At 61.6% G+C, this 15,608-nt stretch carries 13 protein-coding genes, 1 tRNA gene and 1 riboswitch; of the genes, 6 read left to right on the forward strand and 8 right to left on the reverse strand.

What is annotated here, in order from left to right; all coding sequences use genetic code 11:
* Window positions 1-449: 449 nt before the first annotated feature.
* A complete protein-coding gene (locus GGD57_RS28520) occupies window positions 450-2,459 on the forward strand; it encodes a methyl-accepting chemotaxis protein (protein ID WP_184473519.1) in 2,010 nt (669 codons plus the stop codon).
* Between the two features lie 59 nt (window positions 2,460-2,518).
* Here GGD57_RS28520 and GGD57_RS28525 read toward each other — a convergent pair whose 3' ends face one another.
* A complete protein-coding gene (locus tag GGD57_RS28525; protein WP_184473520.1) occupies window positions 2,519-2,899 on the reverse strand; it encodes a VOC family protein in 381 nt (126 codons plus the stop codon).
* A gap of 351 nt (window positions 2,900-3,250) precedes the next feature.
* Between GGD57_RS28525 and GGD57_RS28530 the strand changes: the two genes are divergently transcribed.
* A complete protein-coding gene (locus GGD57_RS28530) occupies window positions 3,251-3,529 on the forward strand; it encodes a hypothetical protein (protein WP_184473521.1) in 279 nt (92 codons plus the stop codon).
* Between the two features lie 128 nt (window positions 3,530-3,657).
* Here the strand turns inward: GGD57_RS28530 and GGD57_RS28535 are convergent, their stop codons facing one another.
* The 5 genes from GGD57_RS28535 to GGD57_RS28555 all read right to left on the reverse strand — a co-directional run bounded on the left by GGD57_RS28535 (window position 3,658) and on the right by GGD57_RS28555 (window position 10,436).
* Entirely contained in the window at window positions 3,658-4,479 is an 822-nt protein-coding gene (locus GGD57_RS28535) for an oxidoreductase (RefSeq protein WP_184473522.1), read from the reverse strand.
* Between the two features lie 261 nt (window positions 4,480-4,740).
* Entirely contained in the window at window positions 4,741-5,487 is a 747-nt protein-coding gene (locus GGD57_RS28540; protein ID WP_184473523.1) for an NADPH-dependent F420 reductase, read from the reverse strand.
* Window positions 5,488-5,520: 33 nt separating this feature from the next.
* A complete protein-coding gene (locus tag GGD57_RS28545) occupies window positions 5,521-6,174 on the reverse strand; it encodes a TetR/AcrR family transcriptional regulator (protein ID WP_184473524.1) in 654 nt (217 codons plus the stop codon).
* A gap of 18 nt (window positions 6,175-6,192) precedes the next feature.
* The gene (locus GGD57_RS28550; protein WP_184473525.1) at window positions 6,193-9,321 is read right to left on the reverse strand and encodes an efflux RND transporter permease subunit; all 3,129 of its coding nucleotides are present in this window, start codon (window positions 9,319-9,321) and stop codon (window positions 6,193-6,195) included.
* Entirely contained in the window at window positions 9,321-10,436 is a 1,116-nt protein-coding gene (locus tag GGD57_RS28555) for an efflux RND transporter periplasmic adaptor subunit (RefSeq protein ID WP_184473526.1), read from the reverse strand. Before GGD57_RS28555 ends, GGD57_RS28550 begins: the two co-directional genes overlap by 1 nt.
* Window positions 10,437-10,534: 98 nt before the next feature.
* On the opposite strand from GGD57_RS28555, the gene GGD57_RS28560 reads away from it, so the two are divergent.
* Both GGD57_RS28560 and GGD57_RS28565 read left to right on the forward strand, forming a co-directional pair.
* Window positions 10,535-11,122, forward strand: coding sequence for a TetR/AcrR family transcriptional regulator (locus GGD57_RS28560; protein ID WP_184473530.1), 588 nt, complete (start codon window positions 10,535-10,537; stop codon window positions 11,120-11,122).
* A 78-nt stretch (window positions 11,123-11,200) separates the two neighbouring features.
* Window positions 11,201-12,220 (forward strand): helix-turn-helix transcriptional regulator, encoded by a 1,020-nt coding sequence (locus tag GGD57_RS28565; protein WP_184473527.1) that lies wholly within the window; start codon window positions 11,201-11,203, stop codon window positions 12,218-12,220.
* Between the two features lie 48 nt (window positions 12,221-12,268).
* Here the strand turns inward: GGD57_RS28565 and GGD57_RS28570 are convergent.
* Together GGD57_RS28570 and GGD57_RS28575 are read right to left on the reverse strand one after the other, a co-directional pair.
* Window positions 12,269-12,342: transfer RNA gene (locus GGD57_RS28570), tRNA-Gly, on the reverse strand.
* A gap of 47 nt (window positions 12,343-12,389) precedes the next feature.
* Window positions 12,390-13,484: a 2'-deoxycytidine 5'-triphosphate deaminase gene (locus GGD57_RS28575; RefSeq protein ID WP_184473528.1), complete on the reverse strand. Its 1,095-nt coding sequence runs from the start codon at window positions 13,482-13,484 to the stop codon at window positions 12,390-12,392.
* A 73-nt stretch (window positions 13,485-13,557) separates the two neighbouring features.
* Window positions 13,558-13,636: riboswitch (SAM riboswitch) on the forward strand.
* A gap of 42 nt (window positions 13,637-13,678) precedes the next feature.
* Between GGD57_RS28575 and GGD57_RS28580 the strand changes: the two genes are divergently transcribed.
* A complete protein-coding gene (locus tag GGD57_RS28580; protein ID WP_184473529.1) occupies window positions 13,679-14,863 on the forward strand; it encodes an O-succinylhomoserine sulfhydrylase in 1,185 nt (394 codons plus the stop codon).
* Window positions 14,864-15,085: 222 nt separating this feature from the next.
* A complete protein-coding gene (gene apaG, locus GGD57_RS28585) occupies window positions 15,086-15,478 on the forward strand; it encodes a Co2+/Mg2+ efflux protein ApaG (RefSeq protein ID WP_010068797.1) in 393 nt (130 codons plus the stop codon).
* Window positions 15,479-15,608: the final 130 nt, after the last annotated feature.

Here is a 15,608-nt window from a genome sequence, read left to right on the forward strand (position 1 = left end):
GTCGCCGCCATGCGAAAGCTAATCATCATGATCAACACTATTCTCAAAAGACAAACGCCATGGAACGAGCCCCAACAACACGGTTGCTGAGGCGCGCAGGCCAAAGGCCGAAGCCTCGAAGGACACGCTCCAACATCGCGCCTTGCATCACTCGGGAACGCCCGCCTCGCCCTTCGAGGCCCCTCAGGATGAGCTCTCGTGAGCGTTGGCGCCAACCTCTTGCCTCCCTAAAATTATGGGTGTCTCCACCGCCCGGTGTTAGCGCGGAATTAAAGAATATCGCCTCTATTTGTGGCGACGACATCGGACCCCGCCAGCCGATCGCATGATGCACGCGTCAGTCCAAACCTATCTTTGAACCACGATATTGAAGCAGCGCTTTTTTCTGCAGCAATTGATTTCAAAAGCACCGGGCGCGCGACGCGCCCAGCCAACCGGGTGACATTTCCATGTTGAAGCATCTGAAAATCCGCACGAAAATCATATCGGTCGTGGCGCTGCTCGGACTGATCACGATGGCCGGGCTGATCTATGTCATCTCCGAATTCCGCCGGGCAGACGCCGCCTACGGCGCCTTCATCGATCATGAAGCGACGGCCTCGATGCTGAGCGCGCGCGCCAGCGCATCGGTCGTGGCCTCGGTACTGCAGGTCACTCTGCTTGCCGAAATGAAGCCGGATACGCCGGCATTCCAGGCGACGCTGGCCACGCCGAGCAGGCTGCCGCAGGCCCGTGACCGGCTGAAACAGGCGCTGGTTCTGGTGCCGAGCCGCAAGGCCGCGATCGACGACATCCAGGCCGGCATCGATGAAATCGAAGCGCTGGCGAACAAGATCATCGAGCAGAGCAAGGCCAAGGACGGCGCCGGCGCGCTGGCGAATGCCGCCCTGATCAATACCAAGCTCGATGCGCTGACGCCGAAGATGATCGCCAACAACGATGCGATGATGGCCTTGCTCAACGACGGCGGCGACGCGCTTTCGGCTTCCGTCAACGGCCAGATCACCTTCAGCTTCGCCCTGATCGGCATCGCCGTACTCGCCGCGATCGGTTTCGGCGTGCTCGTGGCGCAGAAAGGCATCACCGGCCCGATGACCGAGCTGCGCCTGCGCATGGCCCGGCTTGCCGACGGTGACACCACAAGCGAGGTCAGCGGCCTCGACCGCGGCGACGAAGTCGGCCAGATGGCAAAGGCCGTTTCGATCTTCCGCGACAACGCGATCGAGCGGGCCCGGATCGAAGCCCGCGCCGAAGCCGACCGCGATGTCAGCGACGGCGAGCGCCGCGACCGCGAGGCGCAGAAGGCCCGCGAAGCCGGCGAACTCGACCGTGCCGTCGCGGCCCTCGGCGACGGCCTGCGGCGCCTGGCCGCCGGCGATCTCGCCTCGCATATCGACCAGCCTTTCGTCGCCCATCTCGATGCGCTGCGCCAGGATTTCAACAACTCGGTCGAAAAGCTCAACGAAACCATGCATACGGTCGGCGCCAATGCCCGGGCGATCGGCGCCGGCGCCAACGAGATCCGCTCTTCCGCAGACCAGCTTTCGCAACGGACGGAACAGCAATCGGCCTCCGTCGAAGAGACGGCGGCGGCGCTCGAAGAGATCACCACCACGGTGCGCGACGCCGCCAAGCGCGCCGAGGAGGCGAGCCAGCTCGTCGCCCGCACCCGCCTCGGCGCCGAAAAGTCCGGCGAAATTGTCCGCAAGGCGGTCTCCGCCATGCAGCAGATCGAGCAGTCTTCGGTTGCGATCGGCAATATCATCGGCGTGATCGACGATATCGCCTTCCAGACCAATCTGCTGGCGCTCAATGCCGGCGTCGAAGCCGCACGTGCCGGTGAGGCCGGCAAGGGTTTTGCGGTCGTCGCCCAGGAAGTGCGCGAGCTCGCCCAGCGCTCGGCCAATGCCGCCAAGGAGATCAAGTCGCTGATCACCAATTCCGGCACGCATGTGCAGACCGGCGTCTCGCTGGTCGGCGAAACCGGCAAGGCGCTCGACGCAATCGTTGCCGAGGTGCAGGAAATCAACCAGCACGTCCACGCGATCGCCGAAGCCGCGCGCGAACAGTCGATCGGGCTGCAGGAGATCAACACCGCAGTCAACACCATGGACCAGGGGACGCAGCAGAATGCGGCGATGGTCGAGCAATCGACGGCGGCGAGCCACGGCCTCGCCACCGAAGCGGCAGCGCTCAACAACCTGCTCGGCCAGTTCCGGCTGACCGGCACCGGCGGCCTTGCCGCCGCCGCACCGATCGCCTCGACCCGGCCGCCGGCCGCAGCACCGCGCGCCGCCGCGCGCCCGGCCGCAGCCAAGGCATCGATCCGCGTCGCCAGGGAAGGCACGACCCGCCCGGCCGCCTCCCCCGCCCGCGCCCTCGGCCAGACCCTCGCCAACGCCTTCGGTGCAACCAGCAGCGCGCCGAAAAGCCAGGATGGCGACTGGACGGAGTTCTGAGCCCGTCAAAACAGGTATTGGCAAGGGCGGCTCAGGGGCCGCCCTTTCTATTTGAGGACCTAGCCCGGCCGCCAGCCAACCTCGACCAAAATATTTCCAGGCGCCGTGCAATAAAACAGCCAGCCGCCGCGCATGGCTGCCGGTGGGCCGGAGAGCATCGCACCGGCGGCAACGAGCCCGGCATGAACAGCATCGACATCTGCCCTCTCGGGCAGAATAAAGCCGAGATGATAAGTCTGACGCTGCAGTTCGACCTGGTCGGCAGTGCCGAACTTGGCGATCGGGTGGCTGAGGACGATTTCGAGGCCGGCGTCGTCGCTCAGGATCGCCAGGCCATTCTGGCCGCGCATATCCTTCAGCGTCAGGCCGAAATGGCGGATGAAGAAATCCGCTGTTGCAGCAATATCGGGTACGTGAAAATCGAGATGGTTCAGGCGCATGACAGTCTCCGTTCGAAAAAATCCCGGGACTGCCTTTTGCCGTCTCCGCACACCGCCGGGATCCCGCATCTTGATGCGGATCACGTCGCGGGTTCTCGTGCCATGGCACGGAGCAGAGCTTCGTAAGAGCGCTCACGCGCTCCAGCGGAAGGGATCGGGCTTACCTCAACCGATCCTGCCTTTTTCGACGATGCCGATCTAGCAGACGGCGCCGGTTTCGGCAATGGAACAGCACTGAACCGATCGCAGCGGCGCTTCCCAAAGGATTGAAGGCGGATATGGCGTTTCAACTGGTGAGCGCGATACGATCAGGAGTAAGATCGCATCGCTCGGCGTCAGAAGGGGATTGATATGAAACCTGCACTCATCGGCCTTATCGGCACCCTCATTCTTGCCGGGTGCAACACCGTCACCTATTCCGGCCCCGGCCTCGAGCCGATCCCCGGCAGCATCACCTATAACGGCCAGCCGCGCACCAAGCTCACCAAATCGCCACCCGGTTCGGCATTCCCGCATGATTTTATCGACCAGTACGGCCAGCAGGTGGAAGAAACCTACATCATCCAGCCGGACCGGAGCCTGATCATCGCGCATCGCCGATACAAGCCGATCCGGTTTTTCGGGGATTAGGCTTCGCTCGGCCAAAGTTGGAGGACGTCGTCGGACACAATGATCGTGCGGCGTGCCGCATGAGGCGACAGCGAGATCCGCCGAGACGATGCTGTGACACCGACGACGTCTGGAAGTTTACGCGAAGCTCAGGACGCGTTTCGCTTTCCGAAACCGAATGTCTTTCTCAGACTGCTATCAACCGCGTTTGCCGGCATAAACCTGCGCAGCCGGCTCAGAAGCGTCGCCTGGCCACCGGCCGGTTGACGCATTTTGTATGGACCGTTGATTGCCGCCAGGATTTTCTCGGCGACAGCCAGCGGCGACGGCGCGGTTTTGATCTGGGCCTGTACCGCCTTGATGGTCGCATCGGCCTGTGCCGCGTAGGCCCCCAGGGGTGCCGCGGTTTGGGCCGCGTTCACATCGAGCTTGGTATTGGTGAAGGTCGGCTCAACCAGCACGACGCGCACGTTGAACTCACGAATCTCATGGTCCAGCGACTCCGACAGTCCTTCAAGCGCATGCTTGCTGCTGGCATATATTCCCATGAACGGCGCCGGCAGGAAGCCGAGGACCGAGCTGATATTGATGATCAGACCGCTGCGAGCGGCGCGCATGGAGGGCAAGACAGCGCGGATCATGCGCAGAGGGCCGAAAACATTGGTATCGAAGACCGCCTGAGCTTCGGCAGGCGACGTGTTCTCGACCGGGCCGACCAGCGAAACGCCGGCATTGTTGATCAGGACGTCGATCTTGCCTGCCTCGGACAAAACCCATTGAACAAAATCGGAGACCGAGGCGTCATCGGTCACGTCGGCAGTCCCATAGCGCACGCCGGGAATGGCATTGACACGCTGCGGGTTACGCACGCCGCCAAAGACTTGGAAGCCGTTTTGTGCAAGAAGGCGGGCCGACGCTTCGCCTATTCCGGAGGATGCTCCGGTAATGACGACGACTTTATTTTTAGACATGGAGGCTCCTGGCTGGGCGCGAGTGGTTGACTACGTGCTTCAATAGGATGGTCAGATTTTTCACCCTGTCGGCAAAGGACAGTGTCTCAGAACCTGGCATCCAAGCGCGTAAGATTTCGATCGACATCTATTATTGCTTTAGATGTCAATCGAAATATAAAATCAAGCACTTTTTGCTTTACGGCGATTTTTTCGGCGAGGATCGCGCCTCCAAACGTGCCGGGGCAGTGTCAGCCGGGAGCGGCTTGAGCCTCAACGGGTTCAGGATTTCGGAGCGGCAGTCCCCGCTCGGTTTCGAGCGACCATTTCGTCGTGGGTCAGGCTCGTGCCTGCCGCGAAGAATTCCTTGATCAGCGTGTCGCGATTATCGGCTGCGCGGGATCGATCCCCCGATTGCAGCGCTTCCTCCAGCTCATCTGCTGCAAGCTCGGTGCAATAGGCTGGGGTGCCGGGCTGCTGACGCCAGGACGCCGCCAGCCCTCCCGCATCCAGCGCATTGAAACCGGTGGCCTCGACCAGCTCTATGGCAACCGCCTTTGCTTCCGGGGCATCGCCTGCAACCGGGATGGCAATGCGTCCATCCGTGCCGCCAGGCCGCCCCTTCTCCGCCAGCGTTGCCGCCAGCACGGCGTTCCACGCCTTGACGACCGGTCGGCCGATTTGCCCGCTCACCCAAACGCTTTCGGGCATGCCGCCATCGACCTCGGCGATCGCACCGTCGCGAAACGGATAATAGTTTGAGGTATCGATCACCACGACCTCTTCAGGCACGTCCTTGAAGAGCCCAGCGAGATCGCGATAGTTTGCGAACGGGATCGACAGAACGACCACCTCGACACCCCGGGCGGCTTCTTCCTTCGAAACGGCGATCGCTCCGATCTCGCCGGCCAGATCGCGAATGGTGTCCGGCCCCTTCGAATTGGCAAGCTTGACCTCATGGCCAGCGGCGGCGAGTTTTCTCGCCAGAGTCGCGCCGATATTTCCGGCACCGATGATTCCGATCTTCATGGGATGTCCTTTCTCTAGCGGCCCGGTCGAAATTTACTCTCTTGTCCGTGCCGCGGCTGCCTCCGCCGAGCGACAGTCCGTTTTGCCGAGGGCCTGCATGATGAAGTGGATTTGGGCATGGAGGCTGACTGCGGTGTCCCCTCCCTCCTGAACCCGCTGCTCGACCAGAACCGGATGGAAGAACGGCAGGAAGGCAGTGATGATGCCGCGTGCGGCTTCGTCGGCGTCTTCGAGCCTGAACTCGCCTGTCTGCTGACCCTCGCGGACAAGGGCTTTGAGGATTGCCAGGATCTGCTCATTGTGCGCGTTGATGGTTGCCCAGCTTCCATCCATGGCGGCGACGAGCAGCTGGTGCATCGGTCTGTCCTCCATCAGTATTCTCGTGCTGTGACGGTGGATGGCGGTCAAAAGATCCGCCAGCTTTTTGCTCGCCGGCGCATCCGTTCGCGCGATCGCCAGAGCGATTTCAGCAACCTCCTGGACAATAAGTCCGCAGACGGAACTGTTGATCGCCGTCCTCGAGGGAAAGAAGCGATAAACATTGGCGCGGCTCATGCCAAGTTCGGAGGCGATGTCGGCGACCGACGTCTTATGGTAGCCGATCCGCCGAAAATAGCTTTCCGCCACCTCGAGTATCCGCGCCCGCGACTGCTCAAGGTCACTTGCTATCGGATCCGCAAGGGTCATCGCCATCTCCAGAGAACATCACTCGGCAGCCATTGCCGTCGGCAACTCCACCTCCTTCGGTGACTCCATCTCCTTCGGGGAGTTTTCATGGCTTTCGTTTTTCGTCGGCTTGATGCGGAACCAGGTTGCGTAGAGAGCCGGGAGGAAGAGCAGGATCATCACCGTGCCGACCGCCGTTCCGCCGATCAGCGTATAGGCCATCGACCCCCAGAACACCGAGTGGGTGAGCGGAATGAAGGCGAGCACGGCGGCAAGGGCGGTCAGAATAACCGGACGTGTCCGCTGAACCGTCGCCTCGACGACGGCGTGATAATCGTCGAGACCGGCCGCCTTATTGTCCTTGATCTGTTCCGTCAGGATCAAGGTGTTGCGCATCAGGATTCCAGCCAGTCCGATCAATCCGAGAATGGCATTGAAGCCGAAGGGTTTGTCGAAGAGCAGCAGCACCGGAACCGCCCCGGCAAGACCGAGCGGCCCTGTCAGCATGACCATGGTCATCGTCGACAGGCTCCGGACCTGAAGCACGATAACGATCAGCATGGCGGCAATCATCGCCGGGAAGATCTTGACGAGGGCGTTGTTGGCCTTCAGCGATTCCTCGATGTTGCCGCCCATCTCGATGCGATATCCCACGGGAAGCGAGGCAATCAGCGGCTGAAGCGCCTTCATGACCTGCTCTGAGACCTCCGGCGGCTGTGTTGCTTCGTTGATATCGGACCGGATCGTAATGACAGGCGTGCGGTCGCGGCGTTTCAGGATCGGTTCTTCAAACCGGATTTCCGAGTGGCCGATCTGATCGAGTGGGACCTGTCGCCCATCCCGGCTCATCAGCGAGAAGTCTGCCAATCGCGAGGGATCAAGCCGGTTGCCGCCGGCACTGCGGGCAACGACAGGCACGTTGCGGATATTTTCGCGAACCTCGGTGATCGGAATTCCGCTCAGCAGCAATTGCATCTGCTGAGCTGCCTCGGCCGGCGACAGGCCGATCAGGTTCAGCCGATCCTGGTCGGGAACGAAACGCAGCACCGGCGTGCGGTTGCCCCAATCGCGGTTTGCCTGGCGCACGTCCGGCACGCTCTTCATGATGTCGAGCGCTTTCTCGGAAATCTGGTACAATTGCTCGGTATCGGGACCCATGACACGAAACTCGACCGGGAACGGCGTGTAGGGACCGAAGACGAGCTGGGTAACGCGGATATAGGCTTCGGGGGCGAGCCCGTCCGAGACGGCGGCCCGGAGACGATGCTTCAGGGCCTCGCGGGTCCCGGCGTCGGGAGTCAGCACGACGATCTTGGCGAAGGACGGGTCCGGCAATTCCGGCGCCATGGCAAAGAAGAAGCGGGGAGCGCCCTGACCGACATAGCTGGTGACGGTCTTTGCCTCCGGCTGCTTCTGCAGCCACCCTTCGAGCTTCTCGACCGTTGCCGTCGTCGCCTCGATGCTGGTGCCTTCGGGCATGCGGACTTCGACGAGGACTTCGGGGCGGTCCGACGTCGGGAAGAACTGCTTTTTCACTCCTCCCATTCCAACGACGGAGATTCCCATGACGATGGCGACCACCGCACAGGTGACGAACTTGTGGCGCACGGTGAACTGGATAACCCGCCGCAGGCGCCGGTAGTTCGGGGTGTTGTAGATGGCGTGATGGCCACCTTCGACCGGCTTGATCGTCGGCAGCATCTTGACGCCGAGATACGGCGTGAAGATCACCGCGACAATCCAGGATACGATCAGCGCAAAGCCGACGACCCAGAAGATGTTGCCGGCATATTCGCCGGCGGTCGACCGGGCAAAGCCGACCGGCATCAGCCCGATGATCGTCACGAGCGTGCCCGACAGCATCGGCGCCGCGGTATGGCTCCAGGCATAGGCGGCCGCCTTGATGCGATCCATCCCCTCTTCCATCTTCACCACCATCACCTCGATGGCGATGATGGCGTCGTCGACCAGAAGGCCGAGCGCCAGGATGAGTGCACCGAGGGTGATGCGATCGAAGAACCGGCCGGTTTCCAGCATGATGAGGAAGACGACGGCAAGGGTCAGCGGCACGGCCAGCGCCACGACGATGCCGACGCGCCAGCCGAGGCTGACGAGGCTGACGAACAGCACGACGCCGAGCGCCATGGCGAATTTCAGCATGAACTCGCCGACGGCTTCGTCGATGTTGACGGCCTGGTCGCTGACCTTGGCGAGCGTCATGCCGAGCGGCAAGGTTTCTGCGATCGCCGCGGATCTCTCTTCCAGCGCCTTGCCGAGGTCCAGACCGTTCCAGCCCTGTTGCATCACCGCGGCAAGCATGATGGCGGGCTCGCCGTCATGGCGAATGAGATAGGTGGCCGGATCTTGATAACCGCGCCGCACTTCGGCAAAATCCGAGAGCTTCAAGGTGCGCCCGGCTGCGACGATCGGCGTGTCGGCGATCGCCTGGATACTGTCATAGGCGCCATCGAAGCGAATGAAGACCTGGGGCCCGCGCGTATCGATCGATCCGGCCGGCGTCACTGTGTTTTGCCGCTGCAAGGCGGCCGCGACGTCCTGTGCCGAAATGCCGAGCGTGGCCAGCTTGGCATAGGAGAACTCGACAAAAATCTGTTCGGGTCGCTCTCCGAGGATGTTGATCTTCTTGACACCAGGCACATGCAGAAGATCCTGGCGGATCACCTCCGCCTGACGCACAAGCTCGCGCATCGGCATGCCCTTGGCCTTGAGGGCATAAAGACCGAAGCTGACATCGGAATACTCGTCGTTGACAAAGGGACCGAGCACGCCCCTTGGCAGATTTCGGGCCTCGTCGCCAAGCTTCTTCCGGGCCTGATAGAATTCCTCCTCGACTGCCGTTGCCGGCGTACTGTCCTTCAGCGTGACGGTCAAAAAGGCGTAGCCGGGCCGCGTTGTCGTTTCGACACGATCGTACCAGGTGAGTTCCTGGAGGCGCTTTTCAAGCGGCTCGGCGACCAGATCCTGCATTTCGCGCGCCGTCGCGCCCGGCCACACGGATGTCACGGTCAGGGTCTTGATGGTGAAGGAGGGATCCTCGGCGCGCCCAAGCTTGACGAACGCATAGGCGCCGGCGGCGGCCAGCAGAACGATAAAGAACAGCGTAACGGCCCGCTCGCGAACGGCAAGCGCGGATAGATTGAAGTTCATCAGTTTGCCGCCTCTGTCTGTTCCACCTTGGTGCGCACGCTGGCGCCGTCCTGCAGCAGATGGGCGCCGAGAGCGACGACCGGCTCGCCTGCATTGACGCTGGAAACCACCGCGACCTCCTCACCCAGCTGCTCTATTTTCACCTGCCGGAAGTGGACGGTCGAAGATTTCTGATCGAAGACCCAGACGCCGGTTCGGCTGCCATCGTCCAGAACGGCGCCGACAGGCACCGCGGCATGCGATTGGCCGCTGTTGCTGGAGATTCTGATCGTCACCGTCGCACCCAGCGGGGCCGACGCTGCGGCGCCATCCAGAACCCAGCGCGCCTCATAGGTGCGGGTTTGCGGATCGGCGGCATCGGAGATCTGCCGAAGCCGCGCCTTGTCCTGCCGGCTTTCGTTGCCGTAGATGCTCGCATCGGCGATCTCGCCGAGCTGCGGCCTGAGGAATTCCGGCATCCAGACCAGCGCTTCACGCGGCCCGGCCTGTGCGAGCCGGACCACGGTTTGTCCCGCCGTCACGACCTGCCCCGGCTCGCCCAGCGTTTCGACAACCGTTCCATCGGTGTCGGCAACGAGGACGGAATAGGCGGCCTCGTTTTCCGCGACCTTGGCGTCTGCTTGCGCCGCGGCAAGCTGCGCGGTAGCGGTGTCAAGTGCTGCCTTTGCCTGCTCGTAGCGCTGCGGTGTCGCGGCCAATCCGTTTTTCACCAAGGCGGCGTAGCGTTTCTCGTCTGCTTGCGCCTGGGTCAGCACAGCTTCCGCTGCCGCGACCGCGTTTCGTTTCGCCGTAAGGGCCAGATTGAGATCGGTCTCGTCGATCCGCATCAGGGGCTGACCGGCTTTGACCTGCACGCCAACGTCCACATAACGCTGCACGATCTTGCCGGGGACGCGAAAACCAAGATTGCTTTGCACCCGAGCGGCGATGGTGCCCGTGAAGCTGCGTTCGGCGCTCTCCGGTCTCTCAGCTTCCACCAGCTTGACGAAGGGCGGTGCTGTTCGGGGATCGACGGCCGGCGCGCTTGCGTCCGAAGACTTGGCGGCCACGACGAACGTCGTGGCGCCGGCTGCCGCCAGAAGGCCAAAGGAGGCGAGGAGGATTTTGCGGTTCATGTCATTAACCCTTCTTGACGGGCGCAGCGATTTATTTAGATTGCGATCTAACTCTAATTCGCATATAGATGTCAAATGAAATCTAATTGGAGATCGCTATGAGAGTCAGTCGTGCCCAGGCCGAGGCCAATCGCGAAACGGTGATCAACGTCGCAAGCCAGCTCTTCCGGGAGCACGGCTTCGACGGCATCGGGCTGAAGGATCTGATGAAAGGCGCCGGCCTTACCCAAGGCGGGTTCTACAAGCAGTTCGAATCGAAGGATGATCTTGTGGCGCTCGCATCCGGACGAGCCATGGAGAGCGCGGCTCGCCGATGGTCGAGGGTGGCGGCCGGAAGGCCCGATCCGCTTGAAGCGGTTGTCGACCTCTATCTCTCGCCCGGGCACCGGGAGGAGAAGGGCGATGGTTGCCCTTTGGCAGCGCTCGGATCCGACGCGGCGCGCCTGAGCGAAGAGATCCGCGCTCCATTCCAGAATGGCATTGAAGCTCATCTTCAGATTCTCGACGAATTGATCCCGGCGCCGGATGGCTCGAAACCCGATGACAAAGCCATGGTCATCCTATCGCTGATGGTGGGCGCCGTAACCATCTCCCGCATCATGACCGACCAAGGCATGGCGGAGCGCGTGCTCGAAACCGCCCGCGATGCGGTCAAGCGCATCGCGGGCGAAACAGACGAAGAATGAGTCCCGCACTGCCCTTCCCGAAGATCCGCACAGGGCGAATGGCCTCGCCGCTCCTCACCCGCGAGTCAACAGGCTCTCATGATCCATAATGCTGCACGCACTCCACGATGGGCCGGATCAGACTTCGACGGAATGCTGGAAACGTTCCTCGGACCTGCCCACTTCGACGCATCGCCGGCGCATGGAATTGAAGGCTTCAGTTGGTCGGCGGATGCGAGCTCGCACGGCGCGGTGACGGTTGCCGACCTCGAATGCAAGGGAGGGTGGAACCTTTTAGCCACCCCAGAGACACCGGAATGGCTTACCATTTACGTGCCGCGCCAGGGTCTCTCCGGCATGACACGGCGGCAAATCACGACAATAGCATCACCCGGCCAGATGCTCCTCGGGCATAGCCGCGAGGCGGATCACTTCCTCGCGCGGGGAGCGCTTCACCGATCACAGAAACTCTTCCTGGATTGGGGCCACATTTCCCACACGTTCGGACAACTGTTCGAAGCCCCCCTTTCCGGATCGCTCGACCTGTCACCGCTGGTTGATGGATCAACCCCCTCAGGACATCTCATCAAGAATCTTGTCGAGACTATAATCTCCGGCATGCTCGGAGACGGTGTCTTGCTCCATTCGCCGATTGCAATGGTCAACCTCACCGAGGCTCTCGCTGATTTGCTGATCAGATTGGTTCCCCATCGCTACTCTCAGCGACTGGAACAGACTGCGTTCATGCCTGCTCCACGGCATGTTCGTCGGGCTATCGATTTCATGCAGGCGAATATCGCCAAGCCGATCACCATTACGATGATCGCTCAATCCGCCAATGTCTCGGTTCGCACCTTGGAAACCGGCTTCCGGACCTTCAAGGACGCGACACCGACAGGTTACTTGAGAACTCTCAGATTGCGCGCCGCTCGATCAGACCTTCTGGATCGGTTTAACCGACAGAACATCAGGGATATCTGCCTGAAGTGGGGATTCTTGCATACCGGCCGCTTTTCTGCGCTGTACGCGTCGGTTTATGGAGAAAACCCTCGGGAAACCCTCAGGCGGAAATCCGAGAGCCTCTCATCTCAGTCTACGGCAGCCAGCCGCAGCCTTTAAAGCCTTGCCGGCTCTTGGCATCATTTCTATCGATGACGGTGAAATTGCTGGAGCGGGTGAAGGGAATCGAACCCTCGTATTCAGCTTGGGAAGCTGCTGCTCTACCATTGAGCTACACCCGCGATGCGCTGAGATTTCCAACAGATGGGCGGCGCTGTCAAGTCGCGTTTCAGATGCGGAAGTGCTTCGAGAGTTTGAGGCCCTGGGCCTGGTAGTTGGAGCCGAGGCCGGAGCCGTAGAGGCTCATCGGTTTTTCCTGCATGTGCTCGTAGACCAGGCGGCCGACGATCTGGCCGTCTTCGAGGATGAAGGGCACTTCGTGGCTGCGCACTTCGAGCACGGCGCGGCTGCCGCGGCCGCCGGCCGGCGCATGGCCGAAGCCGGGATCGAAGAAGCCGGCATAATGGACGCGGAATTCGCCGACCAGCGGATCGAAGGGGGTCATTTCGGCGGCATAATCCGGCGGCACATGCACGGCCTCGCGCGAGACGAGGATATAGAACTCGTCGGGATCGAGGATGAGCTCGTTGCGGCCGCGGCTATAGAGCGGCTCCCAGAAATCATAGATGTCGTGCTGATCTTTCTTGTCGACATCGACGACGGCGGTGTGATGTTTGCCGCGATAGCCGATCAGGCCGTTCTTGTCGCCGGCCAGATCGATCGACAGCGCGATGCCGCCGCCCGAGACGTTCGGCAGCTTGCTCGCTACCAGCGTCTCGCTTTCATGCAGCTTCAACAGTTCCGGCTCGCCGAGCAGGGACTGGCCGACGCGGAAGCGGATCTGCGACAGGCGCGAGCCGCGGCGCACGACGATCGGGAAGGTGCGCGGGCTGATTTCGAGATAGAGCGGGCCGGCATAACCTGCCGGGATCTTGTCGAATTCCTGGGCGTAATCGGTGATGACGCGGGTAAAGATATCGAGGCGGCCGGTCGAGCTCTTCGGATTGGCCGAGGCCGACATCTCGGCCGGCAGCGCCAGGCTCTCCATCAGCGGCACGATATAGACGCAGCCGGTTTCGAGCACCGCGCCTTCCGTGAGGTCGATCACATGCAGGCTCAGCCGGTCGAGCTTGTCCGACACCAGATGCGAAGGGCCGGGCATGAAAGAGGCACGCACGCGAAAAGCCTTGCTTCCCAAACGCAGATCGAGGCTTGCCGGCTGGATCTGGTCGCGGTCCAACTCCCGTTCGGAGATCAGACGCCCCGTTTCAAACAGCGCCGATGTGGCGCGGTCCGCCAGAATTCCCGTTTCGCGAGCCATCATGCCTCATCCATCATTTGCCGCCGACAAAACCAAACTCGGGGAATTGACGCAAGCCGCCAACAGCAGTATTGCAGAATTATCCCGTGGTGATTTGGCCGGTCGGCTTGCAGCCACGTTAAACAAGTGGCTAAAAAGACCGGGTTGAAACCGGTCTGCTTTTGCGACCGGTTTTTTTGTTATGTGAAGGTGATGGCATGAGCAAGACCTGGCGCCCGGCAACCCAACTCGTCCACGGCGGCACGCTGCGTTCGCAATATGGCGAAACGTCCGAGGCAATCTATCTCACGCAGGGTTTCGTCTACGACACGTCGGAGGCGGCCGAAGCCCGCTTCAAGGGCGAGACGGACGGCTATATCTACGCCCGCTACGGCAGCCCGACCAACGACATGTTCGAAAAGCGCATGTGCATGCTCGAAGGTGCGGAAGACGCCCGCGCCACCGCCTCCGGCATGGCGGCCGTCAGTGCTGCGATCCTCTGCCAGGTCAAGGCCGGTGACCATATCGTCGCCGCCCGCGCCCTCTTCGGCTCCTGCCGCTGGGTGGTCGAGACGCTGGCGCCGAAATACGGCATCGAATGCACGCTGGTCGACGGCCGCGATCTCGCCAACTGGGAGAAGGCCATCCGGCCGAATACCAAGGTGTTCTTCCTGGAAAGCCCGACCAACCCGACGCTCGAAGTGGTCGATATCGCTGGTGTGGCCAAGCTTGCCAACCAGGTCGGCGCCAAGGTCGTCGTCGACAACGTCTTTGCCACCCCGCTGTTCCAGAAGCCGCTGGAACTCGGCGCCCATATCGTCGTCTATTCCGCCACCAAGCACATCGATGGCCAGGGCCGCTGCCTCGGCGGCGTGGTGCTGGCCGACAAGGCCTGGATCGATGAGAACCTGCACGATTACTTCCGCCATACCGGCCCGGCCATGTCGCCGTTCAATGCCTGGACGCTTCTGAAGGGCATCGAGACGCTGCCGCTCAGGGTGCGCCAGCAGACCGAGAATGCGGCGAAGATCGCCGATTTCCTGGCCGAGCAGGGCAAGGTCGCCAAGGTGATCTATCCCGGCCGCAAGGATCATCCGCAAGCCGATATCATCGCCAGGCAGATGACCGGCGGCTCGACGCTGGTCTGCTTCGAGCTGAAGGGCGGCAAGGAGGCGGCCTTTGCGCTGCAGAACGCGCTCGATATCGTCAAGATCTCCAACAATCTCGGCGACAGCAAGAGCCTGATCACCCATCCGGCCACGACGACGCACAAGAACCTGTCGGAAGAGGCGCGCGCCGAACTCGGCATTTCCGCGGGCACGGTGCGGCTTTCGGCGGGCATCGAGGATACCGACGACCTGATCGAGGATTTCGCGAAAGCGCTTGCCAAGGTTTCGGCCTGATCGACTGATATGGCGGCCGGACTTCATCCGAATCCGGCCGCTGCATCCACGGAACAAGGTTCGCTCGTGGCGGCGTTGCGAAGTAGATTAATACTGAGAATTAGGCTTAACGATCGAAAACCTTTCGATCATAGCTGTTTCATCGCCGATCAACGTTCCGTTTCTTGACGGACAGCGCCTCTTATAAGATATGGGTAACGTATCTTGACTAAGGTGCAAGGCATGTATCGCGCTTTCACAAGAGAGATCGAAGTCGTTGTCGAGCCGTTTTACCTGGAGGAGCAATCCGATCCGGAAGACGATCGCTATGTCTGGGGTTACCGGATTGTCATCAGCAACAATTCCGGCGTCGCTGTTCGCCTGGTCAACCGCTACTGGAACATCACCGACCAGAACGGCGTGGTCGACGAGGTGACGGGCCCAGGCGTCGTCGGCGAACAGCCGCGGCTCAGCCCCGGCGACACCTACGAATATTCCTCAGGGTGCCCGCTCGACACGCCGTCCGGGCTGATGTTCGGCCATTATCAGATGGAGACGGATGAAGGTGAGCTGTTCGACGTCGATATTCCGGCGTTCTCGCTGGATTCGCCGGGTCTGCTGCGGGTGTTGAACTGAGGGGCAAGTTCCCGCTCAAGAAATCGCCGAGACCAGCCCCTTGCATGTTCAATTAGCGCTGATTGTTGGATGATCGGTGCGCAGTCCGGCGGATGGCCATCCGCCGGACTGCGGACGGCCGGGACCGCAG

The sequence above is a fragment of the Rhizobium esperanzae genome (genome assembly GCF_014197615.1).
Classification (GTDB): domain Bacteria; phylum Pseudomonadota; class Alphaproteobacteria; order Rhizobiales; family Rhizobiaceae; genus Rhizobium; species Rhizobium esperanzae_A.

What these genes read in the sequence shown, in the direction of transcription:
- GGD57_RS28520 (WP_184473519.1), top strand. Translation starts at nt 450, where the DNA reads ATGTTGAAGCATCTGAAAATCCGCACGAAAATCATATCGGTCGTGGCG.
- GGD57_RS28525 (WP_184473520.1), bottom strand. Translation starts at nt 2,899, where the DNA reads ATGCGCCTGAACCATCTCGATTTTCACGTACCCGATATTGCTGCAACA.
- GGD57_RS28530 (WP_184473521.1), top strand. Translation starts at nt 3,251, where the DNA reads ATGAAACCTGCACTCATCGGCCTTATCGGCACCCTCATTCTTGCCGGG.
- GGD57_RS28535 (WP_184473522.1), bottom strand. Translation starts at nt 4,479, where the DNA reads ATGTCTAAAAATAAAGTCGTCGTCATTACCGGAGCATCCTCCGGAATA.
- GGD57_RS28540 (WP_184473523.1), bottom strand. Translation starts at nt 5,487, where the DNA reads ATGAAGATCGGAATCATCGGTGCCGGAAATATCGGCGCGACTCTGGCG.
- GGD57_RS28545 (WP_184473524.1), bottom strand. Translation starts at nt 6,174, where the DNA reads ATGACCCTTGCGGATCCGATAGCAAGTGACCTTGAGCAGTCGCGGGCG.
- GGD57_RS28550 (WP_184473525.1), bottom strand. Translation starts at nt 9,321, where the DNA reads ATGAACTTCAATCTATCCGCGCTTGCCGTTCGCGAGCGGGCCGTTACG.
- GGD57_RS28555 (WP_184473526.1), bottom strand. Translation starts at nt 10,436, where the DNA reads ATGAACCGCAAAATCCTCCTCGCCTCCTTTGGCCTTCTGGCGGCAGCC.
- GGD57_RS28560 (WP_184473530.1), top strand. Translation starts at nt 10,535, where the DNA reads ATGAGAGTCAGTCGTGCCCAGGCCGAGGCCAATCGCGAAACGGTGATC.
- GGD57_RS28565 (WP_184473527.1), top strand. Translation starts at nt 11,201, where the DNA reads ATGATCCATAATGCTGCACGCACTCCACGATGGGCCGGATCAGACTTC.
- GGD57_RS28575 (WP_184473528.1), bottom strand. Translation starts at nt 13,484, where the DNA reads ATGATGGCTCGCGAAACGGGAATTCTGGCGGACCGCGCCACATCGGCG.
- GGD57_RS28580 (WP_184473529.1), top strand. Translation starts at nt 13,679, where the DNA reads ATGAGCAAGACCTGGCGCCCGGCAACCCAACTCGTCCACGGCGGCACG.
- apaG (WP_010068797.1), top strand. Translation starts at nt 15,086, where the DNA reads ATGTATCGCGCTTTCACAAGAGAGATCGAAGTCGTTGTCGAGCCGTTT.